The sequence below is a fragment of the Pseudomonas fluorescens genome (genome assembly GCF_902497625.1).
Taxonomy (GTDB): Bacteria; Pseudomonadota; Gammaproteobacteria; order Pseudomonadales; family Pseudomonadaceae; genus Aquipseudomonas; species Aquipseudomonas fluorescens_BQ.
This window is the reverse complement of record NZ_CABVGX010000048.1, coordinates 1-15,480: the sequence shown is the minus strand read 5'-3', so window position 1 is coordinate 15,480 and position 15,480 is coordinate 1. Positions and strand designations below refer to the sequence as shown.

Genomic DNA, 15,480 nt, shown 5'->3' with positions numbered 1-15,480 from the left:
AAAGGCCATTCGATGCGAATCGAATGGCCTTTTTCATGGGTTTTGCACACGCCGAACTGTGCAGGAGCAAGCTTGCTCGCGATAAGGCAGTGTCAGTCACCATCGATGCCGACTGACACTGCCTTATCGCGAGCGGGCTCGCTCCTACAGGTGGACAGTGTCAGGTTCAGCCTTTCACGGCCTTCCAGATCTTGCTCATAACCATCACAACCGCCAACACCGCAGCGCCCGCCACGATCCCTGCCACCGCATTGAGCAACGTCGGCACGATAAACCCTGCACCGCCCGCCGTCGCGCTGACACTTTCGATCCAGTGATGAACCACCGGTATGCCGTGGGTCAGAATCCCGCCGCCGACCAGAAACATCGCGGCCGTGCCGATCACCGACAGACTCTTCATCATGTACGGCGCCGCGCGCAGAATGCCGTTGCCGATGCTTCTCGCCATCTGGCCAGGCTTGTGCGTCAACCACAGTCCGAGGTCATCGAGCTTGACGATGCCCGCCACCAGACCGTAAACGCCAACGGTCATGACGATGGCGATGCCCGACAGCACGAGCACTTGCTGGGTCAGGGAAGCACCGGCCACAGTACCCAGGGTGATGGCGATGATTTCTGCCGAAAGAATGAAATCAGTGCGGATCGCGCCTTTGATCTTGTCTTTCTCGAAGGCGACCAGATCGACTGCCGGATTGGCCACTGCCTCGACCAACTGTGCGTGTTCAGCCTTGTCTTCGGTTTTGCTGTGCAGGAATTTGTGCGCGAGCTTTTCAAAACCCTCGTAACACAGGTAAGCGCCGCCAACCATTAGCAGCGGCGTGACCAGCCACGGGATGAACGCACTGATGGCGAGCGCCGAAGGCACGAGGATCAGTTTATTGAGAAACGAACCCTTGGCCACCGCCCACACCACGGGAATTTCCCGCTCGGCCCGTACGCCAGAGACTTGCTGGGCATTGAGTGCCAAGTCGTCGCCGAGCACGCCCGCGGTCTTTTTCGCGGCCATTTTGGTCATTAGCGCCACATCGTCGAGCACTGCGGCGATGTCGTCGATCAGCAACAGCAAGCTGCTTCCTGCCATGAATGAGATGTCCTTCAAAAGTGAATGCCGGCCAGCATAGCGTGACCGGCGTTGCTCGGGGCATTCTTGAGCGCCTGACGAGGCCGGTGCTACCATGCGCCACCGCCAGAACAGGCAAGGAACCCCCTGGTTTATGAGCACTATCCGCGAGCGCAACAAAGAACTGATCCTGCGTGCCGCCAGTGAAGAGTTTGCCGACAAGGGCTTCGCTGCGACCAAAACCAGTGATATCGCAGCCAAGGCGGGATTGCCCAAGCCCAACGTCTACTACTACTTCAAATCCAAGGAAAACCTTTATCGCGAGGTCCTGGAAAGCATCATCGAACCGATTCTGCAGGCTTCGACACCGTTCAACGCCGACGGTGCCCCCAGTGAGGTACTAAGCGGCTACATTCGTTCGAAAATCCGCATCTCGCGCGATCTGCCGTTTGCCTCGAAGGTGTTCGCCAGCGAAATCATGCACGGCGCCCCGCACCTGAGTTCGGACCTGGTTGAACAACTCAACGGCCAGGCGAAACACAACATCGACTGCATCCAGACCTGGATCGACCGCGGCCAGATCGCCCCCATCGACCCTAACCACCTGATGTTCAGCATCTGGGCCGCGACCCAGACGTATGCCGACTTTGATTGGCAGATCACCGCCATCACCGGCAAGGCCAAGCTGGATGAAGAAGATTACGAAGCGGCGGCGCAGACGATTATTCGGTTGGTGCTGAAGGGGTGTGAGCCGGACTGAAAGACCGAAGTGTCTTCTTCGCGAGCAGGCTCGCTCCCACAGGGTTCATGTGGCGTACTCCGTTTTCATGCAGGACACAAAACCCTTGTGGGAGCGAGCCTGCTCGCGAAAGGCGCAGCCGATTAACTCAAATCCAAATCGCATCCCACAACGGGTAGTCGCCAAGCTTCTCAACCAGCCCGGCCCGCAATGGGTTAGCCACAACATACTGGGCGACTTTTACCAGGTCTTCTTCACGACGTAGCGCTCGATCATGGAAGCCTTGCTGCCAAAGGCTAAGTTCACGCGCCGTGGCCTGATGCACCGCTTTGGTAATCAACGACTTCGTCTTTTGCATCAGTGCACTCAGCGAACCTTGCTGCAATTCGATCAGCCAATGAAAGTGATCAGGCATTACCACCCAGGCCAATGAGTTAGCAGCGCCCACGTCTTGCGCTGCACGAAATTGCTCGACGACTAATCTGCCCAGGGCGAAATCCTTGAAAACAGGTTCTCTACCGAGGGTGTTGGTGGTCAGCAGGTAAATACGATTTTTCTCAGAGTAACGCCCGAGGCGCAAACGATGCGAAGCAGATGGTTCAGGCATTCCTTTGCCTCTCTCATGGATGAATTCAGGGCAAGACTAGATCAATGAGCTGAAAACCGAGGTGCACACTTTTAGCTGGATGTGTCTGGGAGATTGCTTCGCGAGCAGGCTCGCTCCCACAGTGGACTCGCGGTGTGCTGACATTTTTGTGTCCACTATTGCCCCCTATGGGAGCGAGCCTGCTCGCGAAAGCGACAGATCAATCAACAAAAAATCTTAAGCCGTAACCCCCGCATCCGCCCGCAACCCCAGCGCCTCAATCGCACTGATTGCGCACTGTTCATCGACATCCGACAGATCGCCGCTGATCCCCACCGCCCCCAGCACTTTCCCGTCCTGATCGCGTATCAACACTCCACCAGGTGCTGGCACGACGCTCCCCTGCCCCAGGCTATTCAATGCGGCGATAAATGCCGGGCGTTGCTGGGCGTCCAGCGCCAGCAGTCTTGAGCCCTTGCCGAGAGCGATGGCGCCCCAGGCTTTGCCCACGGCGATTTGCGGACGCAACAGGCTGGCGCCGTCTTCGCGTTGCAGGCTGAGCAGATGCCCGCCCGCGTCCAGCACGGCGATGGTCAGAGGGGCCGCGTTGATGGCGCGTCCGGCGGAGATGGCCTGACTGGTCAGGTTGACTGCAACGTTCAAGGTTAAAGCGCTCATGGTGCTGCCCTCATTTTGTTATAGGAGAAGCTGTTGTCCTGCGCTCAAGTGACGCAGGTCGATGCAACAAATAGAACACAATGATCTATTTTTTTGTATACAATAATTATCGAAAAGCGCCACATGCGACGAAAAGCCACAGCGAGACGGGCTTCCGACGAATGAAACAGGCGCTTGAGAAAATGGATTGACCTGCGCCGTCCGCCGTGAATAAACTCTGCGCAAAGCCACTTGTATACAATTACAAAACGTAAGAGGCACAAAACCATGAGCAAAATGAGAGCAATCGAAGCCGCCGTTCTGGTGATGCGCCGTGAAGGGGTCGATACCGCTTTTGGCATCCCGGGCGCCGCGATCAACCCGCTGTACAACGCCTTGCAGAAGGTCGGTGGCATCGATCACGTCCTCGCTCGCCACGTTGAAGGCGCCTCGCACATGGCTGAGGGTTACACCCGCACCAAGGCCGGCAACATCGGCGTGTGCATCGGCACTTCCGGCCCTGCCGGCACGGACATGGTCACCGGCCTTTACAGCGCCTCGGCCGATTCGATTCCGATTCTGTGCATCACCGGGCAAGCACCCCGCGCCCGTATGCACAAGGAAGACTTCCAGGCCGTCGACATCACCAGCATCGTCAAGCCCGTGACCAAGTGGGCGACCACCGTCCTTGAGCCGGGCCAGGTGCCATACGCGTTCCAGAAAGCCTTTTTCGAAATGCGCTCCGGCCGTCCGGGCCCGGTGCTGATCGACTTGCCGTTCGACGTGCAGATGGCGGAAATTGAATTCGACATCGACGCTTACCAGCCGCTGCCATTGGCCAAGCCGAGCGCCACCCGCGTTCAGGTCGAGAAAGCCCTGGCCTTGCTGGATCAGGCCGAGCGTCCATTGCTGGTCGCCGGCGGTGGCATCATCAATGCCGATGCAAGCGATCTGCTGGTCGAGTTTGCCGAGCTGACGGGCATCCCGGTTATCCCGACCCTGATGGGCTGGGGCACCATTCCGGACGATCACCCACTGATGGTCGGCATGGTTGGCTTGCAGACTTCGCATCGCTACGGCAACGCCACGATGCTGAAATCCGACGTGGTATTGGGCATCGGTAACCGTTGGGCTAACCGTCACACCGGTTCGGTCGACGTCTACACCGAAGGCCGCAAGTTCATTCACGTCGACATCGAAGGCACGCAGATCGGCCGCGTATTCACCCCGGACCTGGGCATCGTTTCCGACGCCGCGGCTGCGCTGACCGTGTTCATCGAAGTCGCTCGCGAGTGGCAAGCGGCCGGCAAACTGAAAAACCGCAGCGCCTGGCTGCAGGATTGCCAGCAGCGTAAAGCCAGCCTGCACCGCAAGACTCACTTCGACAACGTGCCGGTCAAGCCACAACGCGTGTACGAAGAGATGAACCAGGTGTTCGGCAAAGACACCTGCTACGTCAGCACCATCGGTCTGTCGCAGATTGCCGGCGCGCAGTTCCTGCACGTCTACAAGCCGCGTCACTGGATCAACTGCGGTCAGGCCGGCCCGTTGGGCTGGACTATTCCGGCAGCGCTGGGCGTGGTCAAGGCCGATCCGACGCGCAAGGTTGTCGCGCTGTCGGGCGACTATGATTTCCAGTTCATGATCGAAGAACTGGCGGTGGGTGCGCAGTTCAAGCTGCCGTACATCCATGTCGTGGTGAACAACTCGTACCTGGGGCTGATCCGTCAGGCGCAGCGTGGTTTCGACATGGACTATTGCGTGCAGCTGTCCTTCGATAACCTGAACGCTCCGGAGCTCAACGGTTATGGTGTCGATCACGTTGCGGTTGCCGAAGGCCTCGGCTGCAAGGCATTGCGTGTGTTCGAGCCGTCTGAGATCCAGCCTGCCCTGCGCAAGGCTCAGGAAATGATCGAAGAGTTCAAGGTGCCGGTAATCGTCGAGATTATCCTGGAGCGCGTAACTAACATCTCCATGGGTACCGAGATCAACGCGGTCAACGAATTCGAAGACCTGGCGCTGGTCGGCAACGACGCGCCGACTGCGATTTCGATGCTTGATTAAGATGACCTGAAACCTTTAGCAGCTGCCGAGGCACGAGGCTGCGATGCGTGTCCGCAGGACCGCCGTGGGGGCCGCTTCGCAGCCCATCGCAGCCCATCGCAGCCTCGTACCTCGGCAGCTGCTACAGGGACTTATATTTACAGGAGATCAGTTATGCCGCGTTTCGCTGCCAACCTGTCCATGCTGTTCACTGAGCAGGATTTTCTCGCCCGTTTCGAAGCGGCCGCCAAAGCCGGCTTCAGTGGTGTTGAATACCTGTTCCCGTATGACTTCAGCTCCGCCGAAATCAAAGCCACGCTGGAAGCCAATGGCCTGACCCAGGTGCTGTTCAACCTGCCGGCCGGTGACTGGGCCAAGGGCGAACGCGGTATCGCGTGCCTGCCGGACCGGGTGGAAGAATTCCGCGCCGGTGTCGACCTGGCGATTGCTTACGCGCAAGTGCTGGGCAACACCCAAATCAACTGCCTGGCCGGAATCCGTCCGCAAGGCGTTGACGATGCGACCGTAGAAAAAACCTTTGTTGCCAACCTCAAATACGCGGCCGACAAGCTGCAGGCGGTGGGCATCAAGCTGGTGATGGAAGCGATCAACACGCGCGACATCCCGGGTTTCTACCTGAACAACACGGCACAAGCCCTGTCGATTCGTGAACAGGTCGGCAGCGCCAATCTGTTCCTGCAATACGACATCTATCACATGCAAATCATGGAAGGCGACCTGGCGCGCACGCTGCAAGCGCACCTGGGCGAAATCAACCACGTGCAATTGGCGGACAACCCGGGTCGTAACGAACCAGGCACCGGTGAAATCAACTACCGCTTCCTGTTCGAACACTTGGATCGCATTGGTTACCAGGGTTGGGTAGGTTGCGAATACAAGCCACTGACCACCACGGAAGCGGGTCTGGGCTGGCTTAAAAGCCATAACGCGGTTTGACGCCGGTCCCTGCAGGCGCTGGCTTTTGTGGTGAGGGGGCTTGGCGAAACGTCGCACCGCCCCGCTCGGCTGCGGAGCAGTCGCAAAACCGGCACATGCGTTCTATCTGACTCAACCGCGTAAACAAATTTGGGGCCGCTTCGCGACCCAACGGGGGCAAGCCCCCTCGCCACAAAGAGCTCATCGGTGCAGAGCCGGGAGCTACACAAAACAAGAGGAATTTTTCACATGGCTAAAATCGGATTTATCGGCACCGGCATCATGGGCCACCCAATGGCGTTGAACCTGCAGAAAGCCGGTCACAGCCTGTTCCTGTCGGCGCACCATGACCCAGCGCCGGCCGACCTGGTGGCTGCAGGCGCGATCGCCCTGGCCAACCCGAAAGAAGTCGCGCAGGAAGCCGAATTCATCATCATCATGGTGCCGGATACCCCGCAGGTCGACGACGTTCTGTTTCGCGCCGACGGCGTGGCAGCCGGTGTCGGCAAAGGCAAAGTCGTTATCGACATGAGTTCGATCTCGCCAACAGCCACCAAGACCTTCGCGGCCAAAGTGAATGAGAAAGGCGCGCAGTACCTCGACGCGCCAGTGTCCGGTGGTGAAGTCGGTGCCAAGGCTGCAAGCCTGAGTATCATGGTCGGCGGCGATGCCGATGCATTTGAGCGGGTACTGCCACTGTTCCAGGCGATGGGCAAAAACATCACCCTGGTCGGCGGTAACGGCGACGGTCAGACCGCCAAAGTGGCGAACCAGATCATCGTTGCGCTGAACATCCAGGCCGTCGCCGAAGCACTGCTGTTCGCTTCGAAAAACGGTGCCGATCCAGCCAAAGTGCGCGAAGCACTGATGGGCGGTTTCGCTTCTTCGAAGATCCTCGAAGTGCACGGCGAGCGTATGATCAAAGGCACCTTTGACCCGGGCTTCCGCATCAGCCTGCACCAGAAGGACCTCAACCTGGCCCTGGCCGGTGCGCGTGAACTGGGCATCAACTTGCCGAACACCGCCAACACTCAACAGGTGTTCAGCACGTGCGCGGCGATCGGTGGCAGCAACTGGGATCACTCGGCGCTGATCAAAGGCCTGGAGCACATGGCGAATTTCTCGATTCGCGATAAGTAAGCCCTGCCCCACAACCCTGTGGGAGCAGGCCTGTGGCGAGGGGCTTGGCGAAACGTCGCACCGCCCCCTCACCACACTCGCTCCCACAGGGATCTGAGTTGCCCTTTCAAATAACAAGAATTCCGGGAGCCCGCCATGTCAGTCGATCCGCAACAATTCCTGCGCGAGCTGTTTTCCACAGCCATTGACGCGGCCCATCCGCAGCAAGTTCTCGAAGCCCATCTGCCGGTTGATCGCAGCGGCAGAGTGATCGTCATCGGTGCCGGCAAAGCCGCGGCGGCCATGGCTCAAGTGGTCGAGCGCTGCTGGCAGGGTGAAGTCAGCGGCCTGGTCGTAACCCGCTATGGCCACGGCGCCCCGTGCGAAAAAATCGAAGTGGTCGAGGCCGCACATCCCGTGCCGGATGCTGCAGGTCAAGCCGTCGCCAAGCGTGTGTTCGAACTGGTCAGCAACCTGAGCGAAGATGACCGGGTGATTTTCCTGCTGTCGGGTGGCGGCTCTGCCTTGCTCGCCCTCCCAGCCGAAGGCATCACCCTCGCCGACAAGCAATCGATCAACAAAGCCCTGCTCAAATCCGGCGCAACCATCGGTGAGATGAATTGCGTACGCAAGCACCTCTCGGCGATCAAGGGCGGCCGTCTCGGCAAGGCCTGCTGGCCTGCCACTGTGTACACCTACGCGATTTCCGACGTACCGGGCGACCTCGCCACGGTCATCGCCTCCGGCCCGACCGTGGCCGACCCAAGCACGTCCGCCGAAGCGCTGGCGATCCTCAATCGTTATGCGATCGATATACCCTCCTCGGTGCGCACCTGGCTGCAAAACCCGCAATCGGAGACGGTCAAGCCCGGTGATCCGAGCCTTGAGCGCAGTCATTTCCAACTGATCGCCCGTCCGCAACAATCGCTGGAAGCAGCAGCGGTGAAGGCGCGTCAGGCCGGTTTCAGTCCCTTGATCCTTGGTGATCTGGAAGGTGAATCGCGGGAAGTGGCCAAGGTCCATGCCGGCATCGCCCGGCAAGTGGTCTTGCACGGCCAGCCGTTGCCGGTGCCCTGCGTGATTCTTTCAGGTGGCGAAACCACGGTGACCGTGCGCGGCAATGGCCGTGGCGGTCGCAACGCTGAATTTCTGCTGAGCCTGACCGAGAGTCTCAAAGGCCTGCCCGGCGTCTACGCCCTGGCCGGTGACACTGACGGTATCGACGGTTCCGAAGACAATGCCGGCGCCATCATGACGCCGGACAGTTACGCCCGCGCCGCCGCACTCGGCCTGAGCGCCAGCGATGAACTCGACAACAACAATGGCTACGGCTACTTCCAGGCACTGGATGCCTTGATCGTCACCGAGCCGACGCGCACCAACGTCAACGACTTCCGCGCCATCCTGATTCTCGAGAACCCTAAACATGACGCCTGACAAAAAGGTCAAAATCCTCGCCACCCTCGGCCCGGCCACCGAAGGCATCGAAGACATCCGCGAACTGGTGCAGGCGGGGGTCAATATCTTCCGCCTCAACTTCAGCCATGGTGATCACGCCGACCACGCCAAGCGTTTCCAGTGGATCCGCGAAGTCGAGCGGCAGCTGAATTATCCGCTGGGCATTTTGATGGACCTGCAAGGCCCGAAACTGCGCGTCGGTAAATTCGCCGACGGCAAGGTGCAGCTGCATCGCGGTCAAGCCCTGCGCCTGGACCTCGACCCGACGCCCGGCGACGAACGCCGGGTCAACCTGCCGCATCCGGAAATCATTGCCGCGCTGGAACCTGGGATGGACCTGCTGCTCGACGACGGCAAATTGCGCCTGCGCGTGGTCACCAAATACGCCGACGCGATCGACACCACCGTGCTCAATGGCGGTGAGTTATCGGATCGCAAGGGCGTCAACGTGCCGCAAGCGGTGCTGGATCTGAGCCCGTTGACGGCCAAGGACCGGCGCGACTTGAGTTTCGGTCTGGAGCTGGGAGTGGATTGGGTCGCGCTGTCGTTTGTGCAGCGCCCGCAAGACATCCGCGAAGCGCGCGAACTGATCGGCAATCGGGCGTTCCTGATGGCCAAGATCGAGAAGCCCTCAGCGGTGACGCAGCTGAGGGAAATTGCCGAGCTGAGCGACGCCATCATGGTTGCGCGGGGCGATCTGGGCGTGGAAGTGCCGGCCGAGAGCGTGCCGCAAATCCAGAAGAACATCATCTCGACCTGCCGCGAACTGGGCAAACCGGTGGTGGTGGCGACGCAGATGCTCGAATCGATGCGCTTCTCCCCGGCGCCGACCCGCGCTGAAGTCACCGACGTAGCCAATGCGGTGGCCGAAGGCGCCGACGCAGTGATGCTGTCGGCGGAAACTGCGTCCGGCGAGTACCCGCTGGAAGCCGTGCAGATGATGAGCAAGATTATCCGCCAGGTGGAAAACGGGCCGGATTATCAGGCGCAACTGGACGTGAGCCGGCCGAAAGCCGAGGCGACCGTGTCCGATGCGATCAGCTGTGCGATCCGCCGCATCAGCAATGTGCTGCCTGTGGCGGTGTTGGTGAATTACAGCGAATCAGGAACCTCGAGCCTGCGCGCAGCCAGGGAGCGGCCGACGGTGCCGATCCTCAACCTGACGCCGAATCTGCAGACCGCTCGGCGCTTGACTGTGGCCTGGGGCGTGCACTCGGTGGTCAATGATCGCCTGCGCCAGGTAGATGAGGTGTGTTCGACGGCGCTGGAAATTGCTCAGGCCCAAGGCATGGCGCAGCGTGGCGATACGTTGCTGATCACGGCGGGTGTGCCGTTCGGGCAGCCGGGGTCGACTAATTCGTTGCGCATCGAGACGTTGATTTAGCGCCCACACCGGCCTCATCGCCAGCAGGCTGGCTCCCACAGTTGATTTGTGTACACCACAGATTCAATGACTGAACAAAGATTCAGTGTGGGAGCCGGCCTGCTGGCGATGCAGGCACCCCGGTTTCACTGACTTTCAGAACTGCCATGCCTGCCAACCACTTCAACACCCACTGCCCCGACTGGGCGACTGCCCTGCTCAACGGTTTCAGCCAGATATTCCTCCAGCGCAATCCGTTGTGCGGCCTGCTGTGCCTGCTGGCGATTCTTTTTACCGCACCGGTTCTGCTCGGCGGCGCCCTGCTCGGCGCAGTTGCCGGGTTGCTCACCGCGCAGCGCCGCAACTACGCGAAGGCTGATCGTCAGGCCGGTCTGTTCAGTTACAACGGAGTTTTGCTCGGCCTGCTGCTGAGCCTGTATTTTCCGTGGTCCGCGCTGCTACCGCCGCTGATCATCGCGGCGGGCGGACTGAGTGCGATGCTCACCCAACAATGGTTGAAACGCACACGCGTCAGCCAGTACCTGCCCGCCTACACCGCGCCCTTCGTGGTGCTGGGCTGGCTGCTGCTGTGTTTCGCCACGCCCTCGACCCCTGCGCATCTGATCGAGGTCAACACGCTGAACATGCTCGCCGCACCTTTCAAAGGCCTGGGCCAGGTGATGTTTCTCAGTCATCCGCTTGCCGGGGCGCTGATTGCTGCCGGGCTGCTGATCGCTGATCGCCGGGCATTCTGCTGGGCAATGTTCGCCTCGGTCGCTGGCATGGGCTGGAACCTGCTGCACCATGACTTCTACAGCGCTTTAATTGGCCTGGGTGGCTACAACTGCGTACTCGCCGCCCTCGCCTTCAGCTCATCGCGCCAGCAACCGTGGCTGCCGCTGCTCGGAATAGCGTTCGCACTTTTGCTGACACCGCTGTTTGCCGCAGTCGGACTGCCCACCCTGACCGCACCGTTTATCCTCGCGTGCTGGCTGATTCGCCCGGCAGTTCAGGTGCCCGGCACAGTCGCAAGCAACCGTGCACCTTGCCTTCCAGAGGAGAATCAACCTAGGCTGCGCTGATCATTGGTTTGGGCGGTTTCCATGGACAGCAGCAAAAACTGGCGTGAAGAACTTTACGTCATGGTTTTCCAGAGCGACACCAAGGCCGGGCGGCGCTTCGACGGCATCTTGCTGTTGATCATTCTGGCCAGCCTGGTGATCGTGATGCTCGACAGCATCGACACGATCCACCAGAACTACGCCGACCTGCTGGCGTACATCGAGTGGGGCTTTACGCTCATCTTCGCCATCGAATACGGCCTGCGCCTGTACTGCTCGCCGAAGCCGTTACGTTACGCCTTCAGCTTTTACGGGCTGGTGGATTTGCTCGCGATCGTCCCCGGCATCCTCGCACTGTACTACGCCGATGCGCAGTACCTGCTGATCATCCGGATCATTCGGATGCTGCGGATTTTCCGCGTGCTCAAGCTCAGCCCGTATCTCAAGCAAGCCAATTACCTGATGTCGGCGCTGCGCGGCAGCAAGCAGAAGATTGTCGTGTTCCTGGTCAGTGTCTGCACCCTGGTGACGGTGTTCGGTACCTTGATGTACGTGATCGAAGGGCCGGAGCACGGCTTCACCAGCATCCCCAAAGGCATCTATTGGGCAATCGTCACGTTGACCACGGTTGGTTTCGGCGACATCGTGCCGAAGACGCCCCTGGGCCAGGTCATTTCATCCTTGGTGATGATCACCGGTTATTCGATCATTGCCGTGCCCACCGGGATTTTTACCGCAGAGCTGGCCAACGCCATGCGCGGCGAACAGCTGCAAACCGATTGCCCGGTGTGCAAGAAAAACAGTCACGAAGCAAGCGCTGCATTTTGCTGCCGATGCGGCAGTCAGCTGTTTAAAAAACTGGAATAAGCAAAGAGCTTTTTAATCTTTATAGGCCTATGGGCACCCGGTTATAGTCGTTGCCAAATTTGCCTCATCATTAAATTCAGAATAAGGAATGCGCGGTGAAAAAACTCTTTGGCGCCTCACTGCTGGCCGCTGGCCTGGTCATGTCCAGCTTCGCCCAGGCCGCACCGACGCTGCTCAACGTGTCTTACGACGTGATGCGCGATTTCTACAAGGATTACAACGCTGCCTTTCAGAAACACTGGCAAGCGGAGCACAACGAAAACATCACCGTACAGATGTCGTTCGGCGGCTCCAGCAAACAGGCACGCTCGGTCATCGACGGCCTGCCCGCTGATGTGATCACCATGAACATGGCCACCGACATCAACGCCTTGGTGGACAATGGCAAACTGATTCCGGACAACTGGGTCACTCGCCTGCCGAACAACAGCGCGCCATTCACGTCGGCCACCGTGTTTATTGTCCGTAAAGGCAACCCGAAAGCGCTGAAGGACTGGCCCGATCTGCTCAAGGACGGCGTTCAGGTGATCGTGCCGAACCCGAAGACCTCGGGCAATGGCCGTTACACCTACTTGTCGGCATGGGGTTATGTGCTGAAGAACGGCGGTGACGAGAACAAGGCCAAGGATTTCGTTGGCAAGCTGTTCAAGCAAGCTCCAGTGCTGGATACCGGCGGCCGCGCAGCCACCACCACGTTCATGACCAATCAACTGGGCGACGTGCTGGTGACGTTCGAGAATGAGGCGGAAATGATTGCTCGCGAATTTGGTCGTGATCAGTTCGAAGTCATTTACCCAAGCGTCTCCGCCGAAGCCGAACCGCCCGTGACAGTGGTCGACAAGGTCGTCGAGAAAAAAGGCACCCGCGTGGCCGCCGAGGAATATCTGAAATACCTGTGGTCGCCGGAAGGTCAGGAGATTGCAGCTGCCAACTACCTGCGTCCGCGTGACCCGGCAGTACTGGCCAAGTACACCGATCGCTTCCCGAAAGTCGATTTCCTCTCGGTGGAAAAGACCTTCGGCGACTGGCGCACTGTGCAGAAAACCCACTTCAATGATGGCGGGGTTTTCGATCAGATTTACACCGGGCAGTAAGTTCTAAGCTTTTGTGAAGAGGCGACCGTGGAGGTCGCCTTTTTTATTGGATTCAGCCATCGCAGCCCATTCCCCCGCAGCATAATCACTATCACTGCGAATTGACTTCTGCGATGTCGGACAGCGCTTTAACCTGCGCGCAATCCTATCCATTCAGTCGACGAGAAACTCGATGAATCAACCGAACCAGGCCGCTCATGGCGCCGCGACGATGACCAAGGGCATGGTGCTGCTGTTCGCCTTCTGCTGCGGTGCGATTGTTGCAAACATCTATTACGCACAGCCGATCATAGGCCTGATCGCACCGGACATCGGCCTGACCAATACCATGGCCAGCCTGATCGTTTCCTTGACGCAAATCGGTTATGCGCTGGGCTTGTTCTTTCTGGTACCGCTGGGCGATCTGTTGGAAAACCGCCGGCTGATGATCATCACCACGGTGGTCGCGATTGCCAGCCTGCTTTGCGCGGCGTTTACCGATCAGCCCAACGTGTTCTTGCTGGTTTCATTACTGGTGGGTTTCAGTTCGGTCTCGGTACAGATCCTGATTCCCCTGGCGGCACACCTCTCACCGGAAGAATCCCGCGGCCGCGTAGTCGGCGGCATCATGGGTGGTTTGCTTCTCGGCATTCTGTTGGCGCGGCCCTTATCCAGTGTGATCGCCGACCACTTCGGCTGGCGTGCCATGTTCATGCTCGCGGCGGGCTTGATGGCAGCGATCAGCATCGTACTGGCACTGACGATTCCCAAACGCCAACCCGACCACAACGCCACTTATGGCCAGTTGCTGGGTTCACTGTGGACACTGCTGCGCCAGCAACCGGTACTGCGCCAGCGCGCGTTTTATCAGGGTTGCATGTTTGCCTCATTCAGCCTGTTCTGGACCGCCGTACCGCTGGAACTGGCGCGCAGTCATGGCCTGTCGCAGACCGGGATCGCGCTATTCGCCCTGGTCGGCGCCATCGGTGCCATCGCCGCACCCATCGCCGGCCGCCTCGCCGATGCCGGCCATACCCGCATGGCATCACTACTGGCCCTGCTGCTCGCCAGCCTGAGTTTTCTGCCGGCATTCATCCATCCGCTCTACAGCGTCATCGGCCTCGCGGTCACCGGCGTGGTCCTCGATTTTTGTGTGCAGATGAACATGGTCCTCGGCCAACGCGCGGTCTACGCTCTGGATGCCAAGAGCCGTGGACGTTTGAATGCCCTGTACATGACCAGCATCTTCATCGGCGGCGCGTTCGGTTCATCGATCGCCAGCGCGGTGTATGAGCACGGTGGCTGGTTGTGGATCGTGATTGTCGGCAGCGCTTTTCCGTTGTTGGCGCTGGCGCGGTTCCTGAGTGTTTCAGAGAAACGTTCGCTTGCTGCCGCTTGAGACGGGTGAAGAACATCGCGGGCAAGCCGGCTTGTCCTCGAAGGTGTTGTGCAAGACTCAGTGCCGGACCCGCTTCCCATCGCCGCATCAGCCAGACAGGACGAGCGGCTCTTGATGTATGTGCGCGCACACACCGATCGGTGGTCAGCCCACTGGCGCATCAATCGCCCCGGGTTACCGGACGAGGCAAGCGAGCAGGCGCTGTACTGACTGCTCCAGCGGTCCGGAATTATCAATGACCCGCAGCGATGGATCATTGCCAGCTTCGGCGCTGAACCTGTCGTTGCGCGCCAGACGCTGTTCGATCTCGGCGGCAGATTCGCGGCCGCGCGCCAGCAGGCGGTGGCGTAGCACCGCGTCATCCACCGTCAGCAACACCACCAGCGCACTGGGATAACGCTCGCGTGTGGCCGACAGATGACCGCGCGAGCCATTCACCAGCACGTCCTCCCCCGCCGCCAGCCAATCGTCTATTTCGCGCGGGATGCCGTAAGCGAGACCATTGGCGTGCCAGCACAGGGCGAATTCACCCTGTGACTCCATCTCGGCGAATCGTTGCGCGCTGACACCTTGTGCCGCCTCGCCCACCGCCTCAGCGGAGCGAGTGATGACTCGACGGACGATGCGACAGTTGCTCTTCGTCAACCGTGTTCGCGCGGCATCCAACAGGCTGTCCTTGCCCGAACCTGAGGGTCCGATGAGATAGATCAACCTGCCCGACATCAATACAAACCTCTTCGCTGATCGCCAGACCTGCTTGGCCCGGGATGATTTCGCGACCATAACAAAAAGGCGACCCGAAGGTCGCCTTGTTTTACCTGGACAGTTACTGCCCGAATTTGCGTCCCAACCCTCCCGGAACACCCTGAATGTCCGTGTCTTCCCACGGCCCGTTCGGGCTGATTGAACGGCTCCAGCCGTTGTTCCAGCGGTAGTACGTGCGCTGGCGGTAGAAGGTGTTGGTCTGGTCTTCCAGTACGTATACGCCGAGCTTGGCGTCCCAATGGCTGTTGCCACCCGGTGGCGGGGCGAAGCTGGCCGAGGTGCGCGGCAAGGGTTTCGCCGGCTTCGCCGGAATGCTCGGTTTGCCTGGCGTCGGTGAAGTGGACGGTGTCGGGC

15 protein-coding genes are annotated in these 15,480 nt (G+C 59.6%); 10 read left to right on the top strand and 5 right to left on the bottom strand.

What is annotated here, in order from left to right; genetic code table 11:
- Nucleotides 1-166 precede the first annotated feature (166 nt).
- On the bottom strand, nt 167-1,081 hold the full coding sequence (locus tag F8N12_RS22785; RefSeq protein WP_150582403.1) for a DUF808 domain-containing protein: 915 nt from the start codon (nt 1,079-1,081) through the stop codon (nt 167-169).
- 133 nt (nt 1,082-1,214) lie between these two features.
- On the opposite strand from F8N12_RS22785, the gene F8N12_RS22780 reads away from it, so the two are divergent.
- Entirely contained in the window at nt 1,215-1,820 is a 606-nt protein-coding gene (locus F8N12_RS22780; RefSeq protein ID WP_150582402.1) for a TetR/AcrR family transcriptional regulator, read from the top strand.
- 127 nt (nt 1,821-1,947) lie between these two features.
- Here the strand turns inward: F8N12_RS22780 and F8N12_RS22775 are convergent, their stop codons facing one another.
- Entirely contained in the window at nt 1,948-2,406 is a 459-nt protein-coding gene (locus tag F8N12_RS22775; protein WP_150582401.1) for an REP-associated tyrosine transposase, read from the bottom strand.
- A gap of 216 nt (nt 2,407-2,622) precedes the next feature.
- Nucleotides 2,623-3,063, bottom strand: a complete 441-nt coding sequence (locus tag F8N12_RS22770; protein ID WP_150582400.1) for a GlcG/HbpS family heme-binding protein — start codon at nt 3,061-3,063, stop codon at nt 2,623-2,625.
- Between the two features lie 267 nt (nt 3,064-3,330).
- Here F8N12_RS22770 and gcl point away from each other — a divergent pair, with 267 nt between their 5' ends.
- From gcl to F8N12_RS22720, 9 genes are all read left to right on the top strand, one after another.
- Nucleotides 3,331-5,106 (top strand): glyoxylate carboligase, encoded by a 1,776-nt coding sequence (gcl, locus tag F8N12_RS22765; RefSeq protein WP_150582399.1) that lies wholly within the window; start codon nt 3,331-3,333, stop codon nt 5,104-5,106.
- A gap of 153 nt (nt 5,107-5,259) precedes the next feature.
- Nucleotides 5,260-6,042 carry a hydroxypyruvate isomerase gene (gene hyi, locus F8N12_RS22760; RefSeq protein WP_150582398.1) on the top strand — a complete coding sequence of 261 codons (783 nt, stop codon included), beginning with the start codon at nt 5,260-5,262 and terminating at the stop codon, nt 6,040-6,042.
- Between the two features lie 228 nt (nt 6,043-6,270).
- Nucleotides 6,271-7,161, top strand: a complete 891-nt coding sequence (locus F8N12_RS22750) for a 2-hydroxy-3-oxopropionate reductase (protein WP_150582397.1) — start codon at nt 6,271-6,273, stop codon at nt 7,159-7,161.
- 135 nt (nt 7,162-7,296) lie between these two features.
- Complete coding sequence (locus tag F8N12_RS22745; RefSeq protein WP_150582396.1) at nt 7,297-8,577, top strand: glycerate kinase; 1,281 nt, start codon at nt 7,297-7,299, stop codon at nt 8,575-8,577.
- The gene (pyk, locus tag F8N12_RS22740; RefSeq protein ID WP_150582395.1) at nt 8,567-9,982 is read left to right on the top strand and encodes a pyruvate kinase; all 1,416 of its coding nucleotides are present in this window, start codon (nt 8,567-8,569) and stop codon (nt 9,980-9,982) included. Before F8N12_RS22745 ends, pyk begins: the two co-directional genes overlap by 11 nt.
- A 146-nt stretch (nt 9,983-10,128) precedes the next feature.
- On the top strand, nt 10,129-11,043 hold the full coding sequence (locus F8N12_RS22735) for an urea transporter (protein WP_150582394.1): 915 nt from the start codon (nt 10,129-10,131) through the stop codon (nt 11,041-11,043).
- 21 nt (nt 11,044-11,064) lie between these two features.
- A complete protein-coding gene (locus tag F8N12_RS22730) occupies nt 11,065-11,889 on the top strand; it encodes an ion transporter (RefSeq protein ID WP_150582393.1) in 825 nt (274 codons plus the stop codon).
- 95 nt (nt 11,890-11,984) lie between these two features.
- Nucleotides 11,985-12,983, top strand: a complete 999-nt coding sequence (locus F8N12_RS22725) for a sulfate ABC transporter substrate-binding protein (protein ID WP_150582392.1) — start codon at nt 11,985-11,987, stop codon at nt 12,981-12,983.
- A gap of 172 nt (nt 12,984-13,155) precedes the next feature.
- A complete protein-coding gene (locus F8N12_RS22720; RefSeq protein ID WP_150582391.1) occupies nt 13,156-14,361 on the top strand; it encodes an MFS transporter in 1,206 nt (401 codons plus the stop codon).
- A gap of 174 nt (nt 14,362-14,535) precedes the next feature.
- Here the strand turns inward: F8N12_RS22720 and phnN are convergent, their stop codons facing one another.
- On the bottom strand, nt 14,536-15,084 hold the full coding sequence (phnN, locus tag F8N12_RS22715) for a phosphonate metabolism protein/1,5-bisphosphokinase (PRPP-forming) PhnN (RefSeq protein WP_150582390.1): 549 nt from the start codon (nt 15,082-15,084) through the stop codon (nt 14,536-14,538).
- Nucleotides 15,085-15,187: 103 nt separating this feature from the next.
- The coding region (locus tag F8N12_RS22710) for a hypothetical protein (RefSeq protein WP_150582389.1) at nt 15,188-15,480 on the bottom strand (293 nt) is incomplete at its 5' end.

Bases quoted from the DNA above. Each gene is read 5' to 3' on its own strand.
- F8N12_RS22750 (WP_150582397.1), top strand. From the start codon at position 6,271: ATGGCTAAAATCGGATTTATCGGCACCGGCATCATGGGCCACCCAATG.
- F8N12_RS22745 (WP_150582396.1), top strand. From the start codon at position 7,297: ATGTCAGTCGATCCGCAACAATTCCTGCGCGAGCTGTTTTCCACAGCC.
- F8N12_RS22770 (WP_150582400.1), bottom strand. From the start codon at position 3,063: ATGAGCGCTTTAACCTTGAACGTTGCAGTCAACCTGACCAGTCAGGCC.
- phnN (WP_150582390.1), bottom strand. From the start codon at position 15,084: ATGTCGGGCAGGTTGATCTATCTCATCGGACCCTCAGGTTCGGGCAAG.
- hyi (WP_150582398.1), top strand. From the start codon at position 5,260: ATGCCGCGTTTCGCTGCCAACCTGTCCATGCTGTTCACTGAGCAGGAT.
- F8N12_RS22730 (WP_150582393.1), top strand. From the start codon at position 11,065: ATGGACAGCAGCAAAAACTGGCGTGAAGAACTTTACGTCATGGTTTTC.
- pyk (WP_150582395.1), top strand. From the start codon at position 8,567: ATGACGCCTGACAAAAAGGTCAAAATCCTCGCCACCCTCGGCCCGGCC.
- F8N12_RS22785 (WP_150582403.1), bottom strand. From the start codon at position 1,081: ATGGCAGGAAGCAGCTTGCTGTTGCTGATCGACGACATCGCCGCAGTG.
- F8N12_RS22720 (WP_150582391.1), top strand. From the start codon at position 13,156: ATGAATCAACCGAACCAGGCCGCTCATGGCGCCGCGACGATGACCAAG.
- gcl (WP_150582399.1), top strand. From the start codon at position 3,331: ATGAGCAAAATGAGAGCAATCGAAGCCGCCGTTCTGGTGATGCGCCGT.
- F8N12_RS22780 (WP_150582402.1), top strand. From the start codon at position 1,215: ATGAGCACTATCCGCGAGCGCAACAAAGAACTGATCCTGCGTGCCGCC.
- F8N12_RS22775 (WP_150582401.1), bottom strand. From the start codon at position 2,406: ATGCCTGAACCATCTGCTTCGCATCGTTTGCGCCTCGGGCGTTACTCT.
- F8N12_RS22735 (WP_150582394.1), top strand. From the start codon at position 10,129: ATGCCTGCCAACCACTTCAACACCCACTGCCCCGACTGGGCGACTGCC.